The following is a 16,810-nucleotide window of genomic DNA, read 5'->3' as shown; positions in this document are numbered from 1 at the left end:
CGATGAGCAAGACCAAGCGCGCGCTGATCATCAGCCATGGCCACCCCTCCTTCTCGCTGGGCGGGGGTGAGGTCGCCTCCTACAACCTGCACAACGGCCTGCACGACCTGCCGGGCTGGGAAAGCCACTATCTGGCCCGCGTGGCGCCGCCCATCGCCCAGCATCGGGGTTCCGCCCTGATGGCTCTGCGCCAGAAGGAGCGGGAGGTGCTGTATTACGCCAACGACTACGACCATTTCCGCCTGTCCAACCGCAACCTGCCGGGGCTGGAGAAGGACTTCGTCCGCTACGTCCGCGACCTTCAGCCCGACGTGGTGAACTTCCACCATTTCCTGGGGCTGGGGATCGAGACGATCCAGGCGGTGCGCCAAGCCTTGCCGCGCGTTCCCATCGTGGTGACGTTGCACGAGTACCTGTCGATCTGCCACCATCACGGCCAAATGGTGAAGACCAGCCGCAACGCGCTGTGCTACCGCGCCAGCCCGGCCGACTGCGCCGGCTGCTTCCCCCACATCGGCGAGGCGGAGTTCTTCAAGCGCGAGTTGTTTTTGAAGACGTTCCTGGAGCAGGCCGACTTCTACATCAGCCCGTCGAACTTCCTGATCGACCGCTATGTCGACTGGGGGCTGCCGCGCGAGAAGTTCCGCATGATCGAGAACGGCCTGACCATCGAGGGCATCGCCCCGCCGCGTCCGGTCACCCGCGCCGGCAAGCGCAACCGCTTCGCCTTCTTCGGCCAGCTGACCGAGTTCAAGGGCGCCCATTTGCTGGTGGAGGCGGTGTCGCGCATCTCCGACAAGGCCTGGGGCGAGGACGGTGCGCTGATGATCTTCGGCGGCAACCTGGAACGCCAGCCGGAAGCCTATCAGAAGCGCTTCAACGATGCGGTGGAGAAGGCCGGCGACCGGGTGCGCTTCTATGGCAGCTACCGCTCGGCCGAACTGCCGGGCCTGATGAAGGACGTCGATTGGATGATCATCCCGTCGATCTGGTGGGAGAACTCGCCCGTCGTCATCCAGGAGGCCTTCCTGCACGGCCGCCCGATCATCGCCAGCAACATCGGCGGCATGGCGGAGAAGGTGACCCACGGCGTCGACGGCCTGCATTTCCGCAACGGCAGCGTCGAGGATCTGGTGGACCGCATGACGGAGGCGCTGACCACGCCCGACCTGTGGGACCGCCTGCGCCTGCGCATTCGCCGCCCCATCGACCGTGCCGAGTGCGCGCGCCAGCACTCGGAGGTGTTCGACGCGCTGCTGGCCGCCAGCGGTGCCGCGCCCTCGATGCCTGAGCGCGCGGTGGCGCAACGGGCGTGATAAGGGAATGTTGGAATGTGCTGTGATATTTTCGAATATCCAGAAGATTTGATTGCGCATGGCGTAGAAAAAATTGGTAATGTTGGATCGAAAATCGCAGGACATGCATCGTATGTCCTGTGTAAAGATTCGATTTAGCCCGGCGGTGATCCGGGCATCATCCGCCCCTATTGTCGCCCAACCCAGGGAGAGCCGCCGTGGCCAACATTCTCGTCATGATTCCGTCGGGCGAAGTCTACGATCACGACTGCGTGCGTTGGTACAGCTACCAGGACATCCAGCGCAGCATCGATCACTACCACAACATCGGTGACGCGTTCGTCTTCGACTCCTCGTTGAAGCTGCTGACCTATGACAAGCTGGATGTGCTGGAGATCCGCGAGTTCCGGCAGGAGGTGGTCGACCGGATCAATGCCGAATACGATTATGTCTTCCTGCGCGGCAGCAACTACATCCACGATTCGATGGACTGGCCGGCGGCGACCATCCAGGTGCTCTCGAAGCTGCGCATCCCCGTCATCGCCTTCGGCGTCGGTGCCCAGGCGCCCGCCACCGGCAAGCTGACGCTGACCGAGGAAAGCAAGCGCATCTGGCGGATGATCGCCGACAAGTCGACGACGCTGGGCGTGCGCGGCACCTACACCGCCGAAGTGCTGTGGGACCTTGGCATCAAGAACACCCGCATCGTCGGCTGCCCGACCGCCTTCCGCAACCGCGACCCGGAACTGCGCATCGACCTGCCGGATCTGAACAGCGTGCGCAAGGTCGGCATCACCATGCGCCGCGAGGTCTCCAAGCATTATTCGCCGGATGTGCGGAAGTATCTGGAGCGCCACCGCGACTTCGTGAAGGACATCTCCCGCCGCTTCGACACCGTCCTGATGATGCAGGGCGAGGTCGAGGAGAAGAAGCTGCTGTGGGGTACCGAGGAGCAGAAGGCGGAGGCCTGGGCCCATCTGCATGACAGCGCGTGGCTGAAGCAGTGGTATTTCGACGACGAGATGGACGCGCTGTACCGCGAGCGGCTGTGGTATTCGGACGTCGTCGCCGATTACGAAAATCTCGTACGGTCGAAGGATCTCGTGCTCGGCTATCGCCTGCACGGCAACCTGATGGCCCTGTCGAACGCCACGCCGTCGGTTTACTTCAGCTATGACAGCCGCACGGCGGAGTTCGCGGAAACCTTCGCGATCCCCTGCTACAATGTCTATTCGGACAAGCCCTTCGTCCTTGAGGAATATTGGGACCAGGGCCTGTTCGAGAAGTTCAACCGCACCTACTACCAGCGCTATCGCGACATGCGGGAGTTCCTGGACGAGAACTACGTGCCCCACCGCATGCCCAGCCACACCCTGCGACGCGCCACCGACCGCAAGGCGGCGTAAGCGCAAGCGCCCTCTCCAGCACAACAACCGGAAGCCGGTCCCATGTCCGCCACCGCCAAGATCGTCGAACTGCGCGAGACCACCCCCGTGGCCGATCCCATCGACGCACCGCAAGCGGCGGCCATCGTCGGTCATATCGACGCTCTGCAGGGTGGCCGGGTGTTCGGCTGGGCCTGGGACGGCAACCATCCGGCCGACCGGCTGGAGGTTGAACTGCGGCTGGAGCGGGACGGCGGACCGCCGGAAACCCTGGCGCGGGTGGCGGCCGACCGGCCGCGGCCCGATCTGGCCGGCGGCGGCATCGGCGACGGTGCCCATGCCTTCGAAGCGGAGGTGACCCTGCCGGAGGGGGCAGACCCGTCGCGGGTGGTGGCGGTGGTGCGGTCGCCATCCACCGGCGAGACGGCGACCTTTGCCCAGCCGAACCCGGAGGACCAGCGGCTCGACCGGCTGCTGGCACCGCATCTGCAGCGCATCGGCGAGCGGATCGACGCGCTCCGCCGCGACCAGCGCCAGCTTGCCGCCGCACAGCAGACCATCGGCCGCCTACTGCGCGATGCGGGCGAGGGGGTGACGGCCCTGCGCGCCGACGCCTCCCGCCTGGAAGCCGCACAGGGCGAGCGGTCGGACGCTCTGGCCGAATCCCTGCGCGAACTGACGGAGCGGGTCGGCGGGCTGGAGGTGTTCCTGATGCGGATGGACCAGAGCCTGCGCGGCCTGGACAGCGCATCGGCGGAAAAGACGGGCGGAGCGGGCTGGTCGCCGCTGCTGACGGTGCTGGGGTCGACGGCCGGCGCCTTCCTGGCCGTGCTGGTCGGTTGGCTGGTGCTGCACTGAACCGAAAGGTTCCGCTAGACTGAAGGGTAGGCAACCGCGGGGGTTCCGGCGGTGTTGAACCTCCGCTGCTCCGCCGTCCCTTTTCCCGAGGGGCGTGCGGTGCCAACGACCGGAGCCTGCCCACCATGTACGCCCATCATGCTTGACGGAGTTCCCGTCGCCGAACCGACGCCCGTCGCGCCGCCCCGGGTTGCGGCCTCGTCTCCCGCCATGGTTTCCGTGCAGAGCGAAGGCGAACTGGCCGTTCGGCTGGCGGCACTCGCCCGCCGGCCCGGCGGCGTCCTGCTGCTGGCCCGCAGCGATTCGCGAGCCACCCGGCTGGCGCGACTGGCGGGCGACCTGTTCCCCGACCTCAATGTCGTCCTGCTGCCCATCGACGAGACGGCGGCCGGTGACCGTGCCGCGCCGTCGCGGGCCGTGCTGGGGCGTCGCGCCGCCGGCCTGATGCGGCTTGCCGAAGGGGGGAGGCCCGACGCCGGCCGGCTGGTCGTGGCCTCGGCCGATCTGGCCTTGCAGCGGCTGCCGCCGTCGGACGCCTGGGCGGGGGGACGCTTCCGCCTGACGCGGGGCATGGCGTATGACGAGACGGCGTGGCGCGGCTGGTTCGCACGTACCGGCTATGTGCTGGACGACCGGGTGGACGAGCCCGGCGAGGTCGCGATCCGCGGCGCGGTGGTGGAGGTCTTCCCCGGCGACTGCGACCGCCCCGTCCGTTGCGACATCGCCGACGGCATCGTGCGCGAACTGCGCCTGTATGATCCGGTTTCCCAAAGGTCGGTGAGGTCGATCGACGGGATCACGCTGGGCCCGGTCAGCGACCTGATCGTCGGGGCGGAGATGCTCGACCGGCTGGCGGCAAGCCTTGCCGGACTTGGGTCCGCCCTGCCGGACGATCTGCGGCGGCAGTTGGAGGAGGGACGGCGACCCTACGGCTTCGACCTTCAGCTTCCCAATGTCTTCGACAATTGCCCGCTGCTGCTCGACCTGCTGCCGGATGCGCTGGTCGTGCTGGATGCCGGCGCGCGTGATCGCATCGAGGCACGGGCCGACGATCTGGCCGCCGACAATCTGACCAATGCCGGGCCGAACCGGCGCATCCGCCGCGTTGATCCCTGCCCGCTGCCGGTCCCGGCACTGGAGCGCCGGCTGATCGACGCCGACATGCTGCAGGAGAAGCTGGCCGCCCGTTCCGTGCTGCCGGTGGAGGTGAAGGCCGGTCCCACCATGGAGCCGATACGGACCGAACGAACGCTGCTGCGGCGCGCGGCGGCGCTGGCCGGGGAGGGCAGGGCCGTGCTGCTCGCCGCCCGTTCCGGCGGTGGTGCGGGCGAGGCCGACCGGCTGGCCGAACGGGCGTCTTCGGCATTGGGTCGCCCTGTGCCGCGTCTGGACCGGTGGCCCGACCCGCCCCTGGCGGCGGGCGACTGCGCCGTGCTGCGGTTGCGGACCGCCGACGGCTTCGTCTGCGACGGCATGTCCGTTCTGGTGGCGCCGCGCCACGGTGAGGAGCGCGGCGGCGAGGCCCCGGCCCGGCCGCCGCTGGCCCCGTCGGAACTGGCGACCGGCGACTTCGTCGTGCATCTCGACTATGGCATCGGCCGGCTGATCGGGCTGGAGACCATCACGTCCGGCGATGATGAGGATTCGACGGCGGATTTCCTGGTGTTGGACTACGCCCATGACGACCGGCTGCTGGTGCCGACCGCCGATTTCGACCGGCTATGGCGTCACGGCTCCGCCGATACCGGCGCCAGGCTCGACAGCCTGAAGAACGCCCATTGGCTGGAACGCCGGGCCGTGCTGGAGGCGGAGATCGCCGAGACCGCCAAGGGCATCCTGCGCGAGGCCCGCCGCCGCGCCCGCGAAGTGGCCCCGGTCATCGACCCGCCGGCCGACCGCATGCGCCGCTTCGGTGCCCGTTTCGGCTTCGATCCCACCGAAGGACAGCGGCGCGCCGTTCATGCCGTGCTGGACGCCATGCGCCGGGGGCATCCAATGGACCATCTGGTCTGCGCCGATGTCGGGTACGGCAAGACGGAGGTGGCCTTGCGCGCGGCGGCGGCGGTGGCGTTTGCCGGCCATCAGGTGGCGGTGATGGCCCCGACCTCCGTCCTCGCCCGCCAGCATCTGGACGTGTTCCGCCGCCGCTTCGCCGGCTTCGGCGTGACGGTGGAGCCACTGACCGGCGCCATGACCAAGCCCGAGGCCGACCGCGTGCGAGCCGGGCTGGCCGACGGATCGGTTGACATCGTCATCGGGACGCATGCGCTGCTGTCAAAGGACGTCCGGTTCGACCGCCTCGGCCTGATGGTGGTTGATGAGGAACAGCGCTTCGGTGCCGCCCAGAAGCAGGCGCTCAAGCGGCGCACCAAGGGCGTCCACAGTCTGGCGCTCAGCGCCACGCCGATCCCGCGCACGCTGCAAGGCGCCCTGGCGGGCCTGCGCGGGCTCAGCATCATCGACACGCCGCCTGCCCGCCGCCGACCGGTGCGCACCGCCGTCACTCCGCGCGACCCGGCCACCGCCCGCGCCGCCCTGCTGCGCGAATTGGGGCGCGGCGGGCAGGCCTTTTGCGTCGTTCCGCGCATCGCCGACCTCGGTGAATTGGAGGCATGGATCCGCGGGCTGGTGCCGTCGGCCCGGATCGCGGTCGCGCATGGCCGGCTGGGCGCGGCGGCGCTGGACGATGCGGTGATGGGCTTCGTCGACGGCGAAAGCGACATCCTGCTGGCGACGCCGATCATCGAATCCGGCATCGACATCCCGCGCGCCAACACGCTGCTGCTGTTCCGCCCCGACCTGTTCGGGCTGGGCCAGCTGCACCAGCTGCGCGGCCGGGTCGGGCGGGGTGCGGTGCAGGGCTACGCCTATCTGCTGACAGACCCCGACCATCCGCTGGAGGAGCGGGCGGCGCGCCGGCTCGGCTCGCTGGAGGTGATCGAGAGCCTGGGCGGCGGTTTCGTGCTGAGCATGCTCGACCTCGACCAGCGTGGGGCGGGCGACCTGCTGGGCGAGGACCAGAGCGGCCATCTGCGTGCCGTGGGGACCGAACTCTACCAGCGCATCCTGGCCGACGCCCTGCGGGCGCTGCGCCGCCAGCCCGACGACCGCTGGGACCCGGAGGTGACGGTCGCGGTTCCGCACTGCATCCCATCCGCCTACATTCCGGAGGAGGAACTGCGCATCGGCCTGCACCGCCGCATCGCCCGCACCCGCGAGGCGGGCGAGTTGGACGCCCTGCGCGAGGAGATGGAGGACCGCTTCGGCCCACTGCCGGATCCGGTGGAGCGGCTGCTGGCCATCGCCGATCTGCGGTGCCGTTGCCGGGCGCTGGGCGTCGCGTCGCTCGGTTGCGGCCCGGCGGGCGTGGCGGTGACCTTGCGGGGCGAGCGCGCCGCGGCAAAGGCCGTGACGGTGGCAAAGCGCTCCAAGGGCTTTCTGCGTGCCCAGGACGACCGGCTGTCCGCCGCGCTGGAGGCGCCGGACGCCGATGGCCGGCTTGCCAACGCGGCCCGCGTGCTCGACTGCATCGAGGCGATCGTCCGCAAGGCGCAACGGCGAAAGCGGGGATAGGTCCGGTCAGTTGCAGGCGCGTGCGATGACCCGTGGCAGGATGGCGGTCAGCGCCAGGGTGTCGAAGCAATGTTCCAGATACGCCGACCGCAGCCTCGCGCGGCGGTCGGCGTCGCCGGCCAGCGCGGAGAGCAGGCGCACCGCGTCGTCCTCGCCGGTGAAGGTCAGCTCGGTCGCGTGCGGGCCGAACAACCGGGCGGTGTCGGCGTGGCGCCAGCTCACCAGCAGCCCGTTCCGTTTGACGATCTCCAGCGTCCTCGGGAAGATCGCCGTGTCGTAGGCGAGGCTGCCGAAATCCAGGCAGGCCGCCGCGGTGGGGTAGGCGTTGCGCGGTGCCGCCGACACCGGGCCGGCTTTGAGGCCGAACCGCTCCCAACCATTGCCCCACAGCGAGAACCCCTCGCCGAATCCACGGCGCAACGCGGTGGCGAAGCGGCGCCGGTTCTCCACCGCGAAGGCGATGGTGAAGGCCCGGTTGAACGCCAGGGTCCAGGCCGGATCCGCCGACCGGTCCGCCAGACCACAGGAATCCATCGCCTGCAGCCGGTGCAGCATCGGCCGCTCCATCATCGCCGCGGCCACCGCCTCAGCATCGCGTTGGATCGCTGGGGGAACCGGGTCGCGTCCGGACTCCAGATGCTCCGGCCAGCCCTGTCCCAGATAGAGGAAACGGTCGCGTGCCGATGCTTCGGCGTCGGCCCCGGCATCCGATTGCCCCTTCATCGCGGCATAGGGGTGGCGCCGCAGTCCGGGCGTGTCCTGCGCCATCCAGCGCTTGTACAGGTCCACCGTTCCGTCCGCTGCCGGAGCGGTGCAGATCGTGCGATGAACCCCCAGCGGCTCGTGGAAGACCCGGCTCAGCCCCAGGCGGACCGCCTGCGCCGCCGAACCCTGGCACATGCACCACATGGAAACGTCGTTGTCGGCCATCCAGCGGTCGGCATCGCGGATCTGCTCCGCCGTGCCGGCGCCGATCTCCTCCAGCGGGTGCTTCAGGCAGATGTGGACGATGGCCGGCCCCTTGCCCTGTTGGCCACCGAACTGCGCGATGTAGGCGCGCAGCATCTCCACCGTCGGCTTGGGAATCTCGAACAGGTTCAGCACGAACAGGACGTCGATGCGGCGGTCGATCACATCCTGCGAGATGTCGGGCAGCGCCAGCACGGACTCGTGCCCCAGATCGACCAGGGCCGCATGGATCGACCACAGGATTTCCGACGTTCCCTGTCCGCAAAGCAGGAAGCGCATGCGCTATCTCCGCGCCGCGAACAGCCCGGCCGCCTCGGCCATGTAGGCGGAGAGCTGTGCATTGTCGGCGCCCTCCCGCTCCACCGCGGCGATGCGGGTGCGGGCCTCCTGCCGCGCTTCGGCCAGCAGCGCCGGATCGCCCGCCAGGGCGGCGGCGCGGGCGACGAAAGCCGCGTCGTCGGCAACCAGGAAGGACGGACCGGCCACGCTGGCGACGTCTCCACCGTCGAAGGACAGCACCGGCACGCCGCCTGCCATCGCCTGCGCCGCTCCCGCTCCGCCGCCGGTGCGGCGCGGATTGACGAACAGGTCGCAGACCGACATCAGCGCCTCCATCCGGTCGACATGGCCGAGGCTGCGGAGTTGCCCGGCATGCCCGTCCGCGGCCAGCCGTCCGGGCAAAGTCTCCACCCCGCCGGCGAACAGCACCAGCGCCTGCGGCACGGCGTCCAAGATCCGCCCCAGCAGGTCCAGGAACGCGCCGTCGGCCTCGGCATCCAGGCGGTTGCCGACCACGACGCAGACGAACGCGGAGTCCGGCAGAGAGAATTCGGCGCGCGTGGCGGTGTCCCCCGTGCGGCGCAGCGACAGGCCGAAGCGCGACGGACGCCAGGACCGGGCAAGCCGCCCGTCGCCGGCCGGCGGCGCGTGGCCGCCGAAATCCAGCACGATGTCGGCAAGCGAGACGATCCGCCCGCTGGTCGTCGGGATGCACATCAGCGGACGCGCGCATTCCAGCAGGTCGGCGACGATCACCGAGCCGCCGAAGGCGATCGCCAGATCGGGGTCGAACGCCTCCACCGCCGACAGGAAACCGCCCAGCTTCTCCGCGGTGATGCCGGGCGCGGTGGACGACAGCATTCGGATCCGCTCGCCGCCGCAGCGGATCGTCTGCTCCCCCGACAACCTCTCTTCCAGCGCGGCGGCGAAAGGCGGGACGAACGGGCTGTAATAGCGGTCCGGCATCATGTTGGTGTTGAGCACCAGGACCGTCCGGCCAAGGTCGCGCTGAAGCCGCACCGCCAGCAGCAGCAGGTCGCGCGACGGCTGGTGTTCGGCCGACAGGAACTGGTTCGTCACGATGACGACCCGCCCTGTATCGGGCATCCCTGCCTGCCTTGCCGCCGGGGTCAGCCCCAGACGCAACGCGATCTGCCGCAGGAAGCGTTCGTAGAAGGCAAACAGGTGCTCCGCGACGAAATCGGGCACGGACGCCATATCCATGCGCATCAGGAAAAGCTGGCGCTGCATGGACCAGTAGATCTGGTTGATCCCCTCCAGCGACGCCAGATCCAGCACATTGTCCAGCATGTCCAAGATGTGCAGGTATCGCCGCAGGTCCCCGGACACGGCGGCCAGCGCCGATTCCCGCAGGATCGGGTCCAGGCCGGCGGTCGCGGCGTCCAGCGCGTCCATCGTCTCGGCATCGCTGCCCAGTCCTGTCGCCCTCGCAGCTTCGCAGCTTTCCGAAATCGCCTTCAAAGCTTCCCCGGTCCCGGCCGGACCGTGCAGCCGGGCGATCAGGTCGGTCATCGTCGCGGCGTGGAGGTCGGAGGCATGCATCGTTCGAACGGTCCCGATTGGCACGACGACCGCCGGCGGCGCCTCGACGGGCGGGACACGGTCAGCATCCGTTTCCACCCATAGGAGTGACGCCGCCGGGTGTCAATGCAATCATCCCGCGCCCTTCGGCGGCAAACAATATCGCCGTTACCGCTCCTCGTACCGGCGGCGAAGGAACCGCCCGACAGCCCCGGCCCTTCGTCCGCGATGGCGTAGGCAGCCTCCGGGTCCACCGGCAAGGCGGCATCTCAGCCTTGCGATCCGGCGGCGCGGGTCCTCGCAAACCTCCAGATCGCCACGGACCGGCATCGCCGCCGGCTGCCGTTACCAGGTCGGGAAGAACAGCAGCAGCAGGGCCAGAACGGCAAGGATACCCAGAATGCTCCACATGGCGGGGCGCCCCATGCCCCGCGAGGTGCCGGCCTTCGGGAGTTCAGTGCCCACTTTCCGGAAAGGGCCAGCCATCGTGTTTGCTCCTGACAGTGTCGATTTCGGTACTCAACAGGGCAAGACCGGCAAAGTTGCCGGTTCCGTTCATGATCCCCCGTCCGGCACGAGAATGGCCGCGCATGCCGAACGGAGTTCCCTCAGCTACTTTTCGCCGTAACGCCAACGGGTTGATGACCGCGCGCGGTTTTCCCGCAGCCGAACGCAAAAAACCGCTTCCCAAGCACGCTTTCAGCATGCAAACTCTACGAGAGAGATAGAAAAAGCGCCGGACATACCACGAAAGAATATAGTGGAAATCGGCAGCCACCGAAGGAGGTCCCTGCCATGTCGCTTCGTCGTCTGACTCTTCTCGCCGCCGGCCTGACGCTGGCCTGGTTGGGTGTCGCCGCCGCGGATTCCAAGGATACGCTGCTGAACGTGTCCTACGATCCCACCAGGGAATTCTACGTCGAGTTCAACAAGGCCTTCGCCAAGGCATGGCAGGCGGAGACCGGCCGCGTCCTGACGGTGCGGCAGGCGCATGGTGGATCTGGCAAGCAGGCCCGCTCGGTCATCGATGGCCTGGATGCGGACGTCGTGACCCTGGCGCTGGGCTATGACATCGACGCCATCGCCGATGCCGGCCTGCTGGCGAAAGACTGGCAAGGGCGCCTGCCGAACAACAGCGCTCCCTACACCTCGACCATCGTGTTCCTGGTGAAGAAGGGCAATCCGAAGGGAATCAAGGACTGGAACGACCTCGTGAAGCCGGGCGTCCAGGTCATCACCCCCAACCCGAAGACCTCGGGCGGCGCGCGCTGGAACTATCTGGCCGCCTGGGCTTACGCGATGCAGGCGAACGGCAACGACGAGGCCAAGGCCAAGGAGTTCGTGTCGCAGCTGCTGAAGAACGTTCCGATGCTGGACAGCGGCGCCCGTGGCTCCACCGTGACCTTCACCCAGCGCGGAATCGGCGATGTCCTACTGGCGTGGGAAAACGAGGCATACCTCTCACTGAAAGAATTCGGTGCCGACAAGTTCGAGATCGTGACGCCCAGCCTGTCGATTCTGGCCGAACCGCCGGTGGCTGTCGTGGACAAGGTCGTCGACCGCAAGGGAACCCGCAAGGTGGCGGAGGCTTACCTGCAATTCCTCTACACCCGCGATGGGCAGGAGATCGCAGCCAGAAACTTCTACCGCCCGCGGTCGCCGGAGCTGGCGGCCCAGTATGCGGGACGCTTCGCCGATGTTAAACTGGTCACCATCGACCAGTTCGGTGGCTGGCGTGCTGCGCAGGAGAAGCATTTCTCGGATGGCGGCGTCTTCGACCAGATCTTCCAGATGGGGCGCTGACCCATGGTCGCCGCCGGCAGCGATGCCGTCCCCGCCGGACGGGAGAGCGCGGTGACGGTCCGCGCTTCCCTTCCCCTCTTCCGCAAGCCCAGCGTCCTTCCCGGCTTTGGACTGACGCTCGGCTTCACGGTCAGCTATCTCAGCATCATCGTGCTGGTGCCGCTGGCGGCGCTGATCGTCAAATCCAGCGGCCTCGGCTGGAGCGGGTTCTGGACGGCGGTGACCACGCCGCGCGTGCTTGCCGCCTTCCAGGTCAGTTTCGGGCTGTCCTTCGCCGCCGCGCTCACCAATGCGATCTTCGGCCTCCTGGTCACCTGGGTGCTGGTCCGTTACGACTTTCCCGGCAAGCGGCTGGTGGATGCGCTGGTCGATCTGCCCTTCGCCCTGCCGACGGCGGTGGCCGGCATCGCGCTTAGCGCGCTCTATGCCCCGAACGGCTGGCTGGGCAAGCCGTTGAACGAGCTGTTCGGTATGAAGGTCGCCTTCACGCCGCTCGGCATCGCCATCGCGCTGACCTTCATCGGGCTTCCCTTCGTCGTCCGCACCGTGCAGCCGATCCTCCAGGATCTGCCGCCGGAGGAGGAGGAGGCCGCGGCCTCGCTGGGTGCGTCGCGCCTGCAGATCTTCGGCGGCATCATCCTGCCTGCCATTCTGCCGGCGCTGGTGACCGGCTTCGCGCTGTCCTTCGCCCGCGGTATCGGTGAATACGGCTCTGTCATCTTCATCGCCGGCAATATGCCCGGCCTGACGGAAATCCTGCCGCTGCTGATCGTCATCAAGCTGGAGCAGTACGACTATGCCGGTGCCGCCGCGGTCGGCACGGCGATGCTGGCGGTGTCCTTCGTCATGCTCCTGATCCTCAATCTCCTCCAGCAGTGGATGAGGTCGCGTCATGCCCGCTGATACGATCACCAGCACCAGCACGAACATCGCCGTTCCGCCGGTACGATCGGTGCTGAGCGAGCCGGGCTGGGTCCGCTTCCTTCTCATTGCCGGCGCGCTGCTGTTCCTGGCGCTGTTCCTGCTGCTGCCCCTGGTGGCGGTGTTCGCGGAGGCGTTGCGCCACGGCTTCGACGCCTATTGGGCGGCGCTGACCGAACCGGACGCAGTCGCCGCCATCGAATTGACGCTGATTGTCGCCGTTATCTCGGTGCCGGCCAATCTGCTGTTCGGCGTCGCCGCATCCTGGTGCGTCGCCAAGTTCGATTTCCGCGGCAAGAACCTGCTGATCACGCTGATCGACCTGCCTTTCTCGGTGTCGCCGGTGATCTCGGGCCTGATCTATGTCCTGCTGTTCGGCCTGAACGGGCTGTTCGGTGCCTATCTGCGCGACATGGGCATCCAGATCATCTTCGCCGTGCCGGGATTGGTGCTCGCCACCATCTTCGTCACCTTCCCCTTCGTGGCGCGCGAACTGATCCCGCTGATGCAGGAACAGGGCTCCGACGAGGAGGAGGCCGCGCTGGTTTTGGGCGCGTCCGGTTGGCAGACCTTCTGGCGGGTGACCATTCCCAACATCAAGTGGGGCCTGCTCTACGGCGTGCTGCTGTGCAACGCGCGCGCGATGGGCGAGTTCGGCGCGGTGTCGGTCGTCTCCGGCCACATCCGGGGCGAGACCAACACGATGCCGCTGCATGTCGAGATTCTCTACAACGAATACAACTTCGTCGCCGCCTTCGCGGTCGCCTCGCTCCTGGCCATGCTGGCGCTGGTCACGCTGGTCGTGAAGACCGCGCTGGAGTGGCGCTTCGGGGAAGAGCTGGCGGCGACCCGGCACTGATCGCAGGCAGGCAGAGGAAACGCAATCCATGGCGATCCAGGTTTCAGGCATCACCAAGCGCTTCAACGATTTCACCGCGCTCGACTCCGTCGATCTGGAAGTGAGGTCGGGGGAGCTTCTGGCCCTGCTCGGTCCCTCCGGCTCCGGCAAGACCACGCTGCTGCGCATCATGGCCGGGCTTGAAAGCCCTGACGCCGGCGGCCTGCTGCTGAATGGGGAGGAGGCGCTGGGGCTGAAGCCGCGCGACCGTCAGGTCGGATTCGTCTTTCAGCATTACGCCCTGTTCCGCCACATGACCGTTTTCGACAATGTCGCCTTCGGTCTGAAGGTGCGGCCGCGTGGCCAACGCCCAAGCTCGGCCGAGATCCGGCGGCGGGTGACCGAATTGCTGGATCTGGTGCAGCTGTCGCCCTTCGCCGGCCGTTATCCGGCGCAACTGTCGGGCGGCCAGCGCCAGCGCGTCGCGCTCGCCCGCGCGCTCGCCATCGAGCCGAAGGTGCTGCTGCTCGACGAGCCCTTCGGCGCGCTCGACGCCAAGGTCCGCAAGGAGCTGCGGCGCTGGCTGCGCAAGCTGCACGAAGACATCCACGTCACCTCCGTCTTCGTCACCCACGACCAGGAGGAGGCGCTTGAACTGGCCGACCGCGTGGTGGTGATGAACCAGGGCCGGATCGAGCAGATCGGATCCCCGGCGGAGGTCTACGATCACCCCGCCTCGGCCTTCGTCTATGAATTCCTCGGGCAGGTGAACCGGCTCGACTGCACGGTGGAAGGCGGCATCGCCCATATCGGCGACGGCGCGCTCGCCATTGCGACCGATGGCGGGGTGCAGGGGCGGGCGGTGGCCTATGTCCGCCCGCACGATCTCGGCGTCACACCGGCCGTCGGTGGTCCGGCGCGCATCTCCGGCATCCATGTCGTCGGCCCGGACGCCCGCATCGACATCGACCTCGCCGGTCTGGCGCTGGAAGCGGAGATGGACCGCGAGCGCCTCGCCACGCTCGGCATCGTCGCCGGCGACCGCTGTGCCGTCCACATCGACCGGGCGCGGGTGTTCGCGCGGTAGGACCTTTATTCAGCAACCTTCTGCTCGGCCAGGGCGCGGTAATTGCCGTCCCGATAGGATTTCAGGCTGAGGTCGATGGCGGCGGTATCGACGCCGGCGCTGCGCAGGACGAGGCCGGCCAGTTGCAGGCTGGCCTCCATCGTCTCGGGCACGATGGCGCTGGCGCCGGCTTCCGTCAGCGTGGCGCTCTGCCCCAGATCATGGGCGCGGGCGATGATCGGCAGCTTCGGGGCCGTCGCGTGGATCGCCTCCACCGCCCGGTGGGCGGCATCCGGCCGGTTCAGCGTGATGACGGCGGCCCGCGCCCGCTCGATTCCGGCGGCGCGCAGCACGGTGCCCTGGCTGGCGTCGCCGTAATAGACCGGCAGCCCGTCATGGCGGGCGGCGGCGATCCGCTGCGGCTCCAGGTCCAGTGCCACATAGGCGATGTTGTGCTCGGTCAGCAGCTTGGCCACCGCCTTGCCGACGCGGCCATAGCCGCAGATCAGCACATGGCTTTTCAGATCGCTGGTCTCGATTCCGAAGGCCTCGGCCCCCATCCGCGCTTCGATCAGCTGGGCCAGGCGCTGGGCGACCGCGCCGATCGCCGGCGTCACCGCCATGCTGAGCGCCACCGAGGAGGACAGCAGCAGGCCGGTATGACCGTCCAGAACCGACAGGCCGACCGCCTTGCCGACCAGGACGAAGGCGAACTCGCCGCCCTGCGACAGCAGCAATCCGATTCTGAGCGAGGTCGCCAGCCCAAGCCCCGACAGCCGGCACAGCACGAACAGCAGCAGGCTCTTGCCGACCAGCAGAGCGGCGGTCAGCGCGGCGATCGTCTCCGCCTCGGCGGCCATGGCCGGCAGGTCCAGCGACATGCCCACCGTCATGAAGAACAGCCCGAGCAGCAGCCCGCGGAAAGGCTCGATATCCGCCTCGACCTGATGGCGATAGGCGGTGTCGGCCAGCAGCATGCCGGCCAGGAAGGCGCCCAGCGCCATCGACATGCCTGCCTCGGCCGTCAGCCAGCCGACCGCCAGGACAACGAACAGGTTGGTGGCGGTGAACAGCTCCGGATTGCCGGCAGAGGCGATGAAGCGATAAGCCGGCCGCACGACGAATCGGCCCAGCAGCATGATGACCAGGATCGCCGCCACCGCCTTCGCCGCGGCGAGCGCCAGTGCCAGCGGAATGCTGGCATTCGGATCGGCCAGCAGCGGCAGCAGGGTCAGCAGCGGAACTACCGCGAGATCCTGGAAGATCAGCACCGCAACGGAAATCCGGCCGAAGCGGGCAACCGTCTCTCCCCGCTCGACCAGCAGTTTCAGCACCGTGGCGGTGGAGGAGAAAGCCAGCATGCCGCCGACGATCAGGGCGGCTTCCGGAGAGAGCCCGAGCCACCAGGCGGCAAGGCCGATGGCGGCGCTGGTCAGCCCGACCTGCATCAGTCCCAGCCCGAAGATGTAATGCCGCATGGCCCGCAGGCGCGAGACCGGCAATTCCAACCCGATGGCGAACAGCAGGAAGACGACGCCGAACTCCGACAGCACCTGGGGCACCGCCAGATCGACCACAGGCCCCGGCGTGTGCGGACCCAACATCGCGCCCGCCACGAGATAACCCAGCACCGCCGGAATGCGCAGGGCCTGGAACAGCGGGACCACCAGGATCGCGGCCAGCAGCAGGAACAGGACGTCGAGCAGAAGGGTAGGGTCGTGCATGGCCGGATTGGGAAAGGGCAGGGGCGCCCCTGTATCGTCTCCCGCTCGCCTATCCCGCAAGTGCGATGGCACGGCACGGTCGCATTTCGCGGCTGGCCAGCCTGCTTCGATCTCGGGACATTTGAGGTACGGCAAAATCGCAAGTCAGGCGCATTTTGTCCTGGACGAGCACCGAACGGCTGCGTATATACCCGGCCCTCGACCGGTGGCGCCCTTGCGGAAGCGAAGACGCCGATGGCCGAGGCCCCGATGGATTGGGGCAGGGTCGTTTCCGCTCATCGCTCTGCCGACGCTTCGGTGGAGAGGCCGAAAAAAAAGGGCTTGACCCAATCGGCCGAGAGAGCTAGAAAAGATGCCTGCCAGCGCGAACCGGTCGGTTTGCGCTCCTCCGATCTCAAAATGACGATACATCGACCCGGTTCACCGGTCGATGATCTGTCGTGATCGGGCTGGATCTTGGACATTGTTGATCGTGAAGTCGAGAAGGGATGCGCAGGCGGCGGCAGTTGGTAGCCGTTGCGGCCTTGGGGTGTTGGGTTTCCTGAAGGGGATCGGCA

At 67.9% G+C, this 16,810-nt stretch carries 13 protein-coding genes; 8 read left to right on the top strand and 5 right to left on the bottom strand.

What is annotated here, in order from left to right; genetic code table 11:
* Positions 1-2: 2 nt before the first annotated feature.
* The 4 genes from FZ938_RS15540 to FZ938_RS15525 all read left to right on the top strand — a co-directional run bounded on the left by FZ938_RS15540 (position 3) and on the right by FZ938_RS15525 (position 7,111).
* Complete coding sequence (locus tag FZ938_RS15540) at positions 3-1,316, top strand: glycosyltransferase family 4 protein (RefSeq protein ID WP_149199406.1); 1,314 nt, start codon at positions 3-5, stop codon at positions 1,314-1,316.
* Positions 1,317-1,513: 197 nt separating this feature from the next.
* The gene (locus tag FZ938_RS15535) at positions 1,514-2,701 is read left to right on the top strand and encodes a polysaccharide pyruvyl transferase family protein (RefSeq protein ID WP_149199405.1); all 1,188 of its coding nucleotides are present in this window, start codon (positions 1,514-1,516) and stop codon (positions 2,699-2,701) included.
* Positions 2,702-2,743: 42 nt separating this feature from the next.
* Positions 2,744-3,538, top strand: a complete 795-nt coding sequence (locus FZ938_RS15530) for a hypothetical protein (protein ID WP_149199404.1) — start codon at positions 2,744-2,746, stop codon at positions 3,536-3,538.
* A gap of 138 nt (positions 3,539-3,676) precedes the next feature.
* Positions 3,677-7,111, top strand: coding sequence for a DEAD/DEAH box helicase (locus tag FZ938_RS15525; protein WP_149199403.1), 3,435 nt, complete (start codon positions 3,677-3,679; stop codon positions 7,109-7,111).
* Positions 7,112-7,117: 6 nt separating this feature from the next.
* Here the strand turns inward: FZ938_RS15525 and FZ938_RS15520 are convergent, their stop codons facing one another.
* The 3 genes from FZ938_RS15520 to FZ938_RS15510 form a co-directional block, all read right to left on the bottom strand.
* The gene (locus FZ938_RS15520) at positions 7,118-8,359 is read right to left on the bottom strand and encodes a glycosyltransferase family protein (protein WP_149199402.1); all 1,242 of its coding nucleotides are present in this window, start codon (positions 8,357-8,359) and stop codon (positions 7,118-7,120) included.
* Between the two features lie 3 nt (positions 8,360-8,362).
* Positions 8,363-9,922: a glycosyltransferase gene (locus FZ938_RS15515; RefSeq protein ID WP_149199401.1), complete on the bottom strand. Its 1,560-nt coding sequence runs from the start codon at positions 9,920-9,922 to the stop codon at positions 8,363-8,365.
* Positions 9,923-10,355: 433 nt separating this feature from the next.
* The gene (locus tag FZ938_RS15510) at positions 10,356-10,679 is read right to left on the bottom strand and encodes a hypothetical protein (RefSeq protein ID WP_149199400.1); all 324 of its coding nucleotides are present in this window, start codon (positions 10,677-10,679) and stop codon (positions 10,356-10,358) included.
* A 17-nt stretch (positions 10,680-10,696) separates the two neighbouring features.
* On the opposite strand from FZ938_RS15510, the gene FZ938_RS15505 reads away from it, so the two are divergent.
* From FZ938_RS15505 to FZ938_RS15490, 4 genes are read left to right on the top strand one after another with little or no spacing between them, the layout of a single operon-like run.
* A complete protein-coding gene (locus FZ938_RS15505) occupies positions 10,697-11,704 on the top strand; it encodes a sulfate ABC transporter substrate-binding protein (protein WP_149199399.1) in 1,008 nt (335 codons plus the stop codon).
* A 3-nt stretch (positions 11,705-11,707) separates the two neighbouring features.
* Complete coding sequence (gene cysT, locus FZ938_RS15500) at positions 11,708-12,607, top strand: sulfate ABC transporter permease subunit CysT (RefSeq protein WP_149199398.1); 900 nt, start codon at positions 11,708-11,710, stop codon at positions 12,605-12,607.
* On the top strand, positions 12,597-13,484 hold the full coding sequence (gene cysW, locus FZ938_RS15495; RefSeq protein WP_149199397.1) for a sulfate ABC transporter permease subunit CysW: 888 nt from the start codon (positions 12,597-12,599) through the stop codon (positions 13,482-13,484). The genes cysT and cysW overlap by 11 nt, the downstream gene beginning before the upstream one ends.
* A 28-nt stretch (positions 13,485-13,512) precedes the next feature.
* Positions 13,513-14,550, top strand: a complete 1,038-nt coding sequence (locus FZ938_RS15490; protein ID WP_149199396.1) for a sulfate/molybdate ABC transporter ATP-binding protein — start codon at positions 13,513-13,515, stop codon at positions 14,548-14,550.
* A 5-nt stretch (positions 14,551-14,555) separates the two neighbouring features.
* Here the strand turns inward: FZ938_RS15490 and FZ938_RS15485 are convergent, their stop codons facing one another.
* Both FZ938_RS15485 and FZ938_RS30820 read right to left on the bottom strand, forming a co-directional pair.
* On the bottom strand, positions 14,556-16,253 hold the full coding sequence (locus FZ938_RS15485; RefSeq protein ID WP_149199395.1) for a monovalent cation:proton antiporter-2 (CPA2) family protein: 1,698 nt from the start codon (positions 16,251-16,253) through the stop codon (positions 14,556-14,558).
* Positions 16,254-16,528: 275 nt separating this feature from the next.
* Positions 16,529-16,810, bottom strand: a 282-nt coding sequence (locus FZ938_RS30820; protein ID WP_211101073.1) for a hypothetical protein, incomplete at its 5' end; no start/stop codon positions are given.

Source organism: Azospirillum oryzae, assembly GCF_008364795.1.
Classification (GTDB): domain Bacteria; phylum Pseudomonadota; class Alphaproteobacteria; order Azospirillales; family Azospirillaceae; genus Azospirillum; species Azospirillum oryzae.
This window is presented reverse-complemented; position numbering and strand designations above follow the sequence as displayed.

Coding starts and splice junctions, on each gene's coding strand:
- FZ938_RS15485 (WP_149199395.1), bottom strand. CDS start 16,253: ATGCACGACCCTACCCTTCTGCTCGACGTCCTGTTCCTGCTGCTGGCC.
- FZ938_RS15540 (WP_149199406.1), top strand. CDS start 3: ATGAGCAAGACCAAGCGCGCGCTGATCATCAGCCATGGCCACCCCTCC.
- FZ938_RS15505 (WP_149199399.1), top strand. CDS start 10,697: ATGTCGCTTCGTCGTCTGACTCTTCTCGCCGCCGGCCTGACGCTGGCC.
- FZ938_RS15490 (WP_149199396.1), top strand. CDS start 13,513: ATGGCGATCCAGGTTTCAGGCATCACCAAGCGCTTCAACGATTTCACC.
- FZ938_RS15525 (WP_149199403.1), top strand. CDS start 3,677: ATGCTTGACGGAGTTCCCGTCGCCGAACCGACGCCCGTCGCGCCGCCC.
- FZ938_RS15515 (WP_149199401.1), bottom strand. CDS start 9,922: ATGCATGCCTCCGACCTCCACGCCGCGACGATGACCGACCTGATCGCC.
- FZ938_RS15520 (WP_149199402.1), bottom strand. CDS start 8,359: ATGCGCTTCCTGCTTTGCGGACAGGGAACGTCGGAAATCCTGTGGTCG.
- cysT (WP_149199398.1), top strand. CDS start 11,708: ATGGTCGCCGCCGGCAGCGATGCCGTCCCCGCCGGACGGGAGAGCGCG.
- cysW (WP_149199397.1), top strand. CDS start 12,597: ATGCCCGCTGATACGATCACCAGCACCAGCACGAACATCGCCGTTCCG.
- FZ938_RS15530 (WP_149199404.1), top strand. CDS start 2,744: ATGTCCGCCACCGCCAAGATCGTCGAACTGCGCGAGACCACCCCCGTG.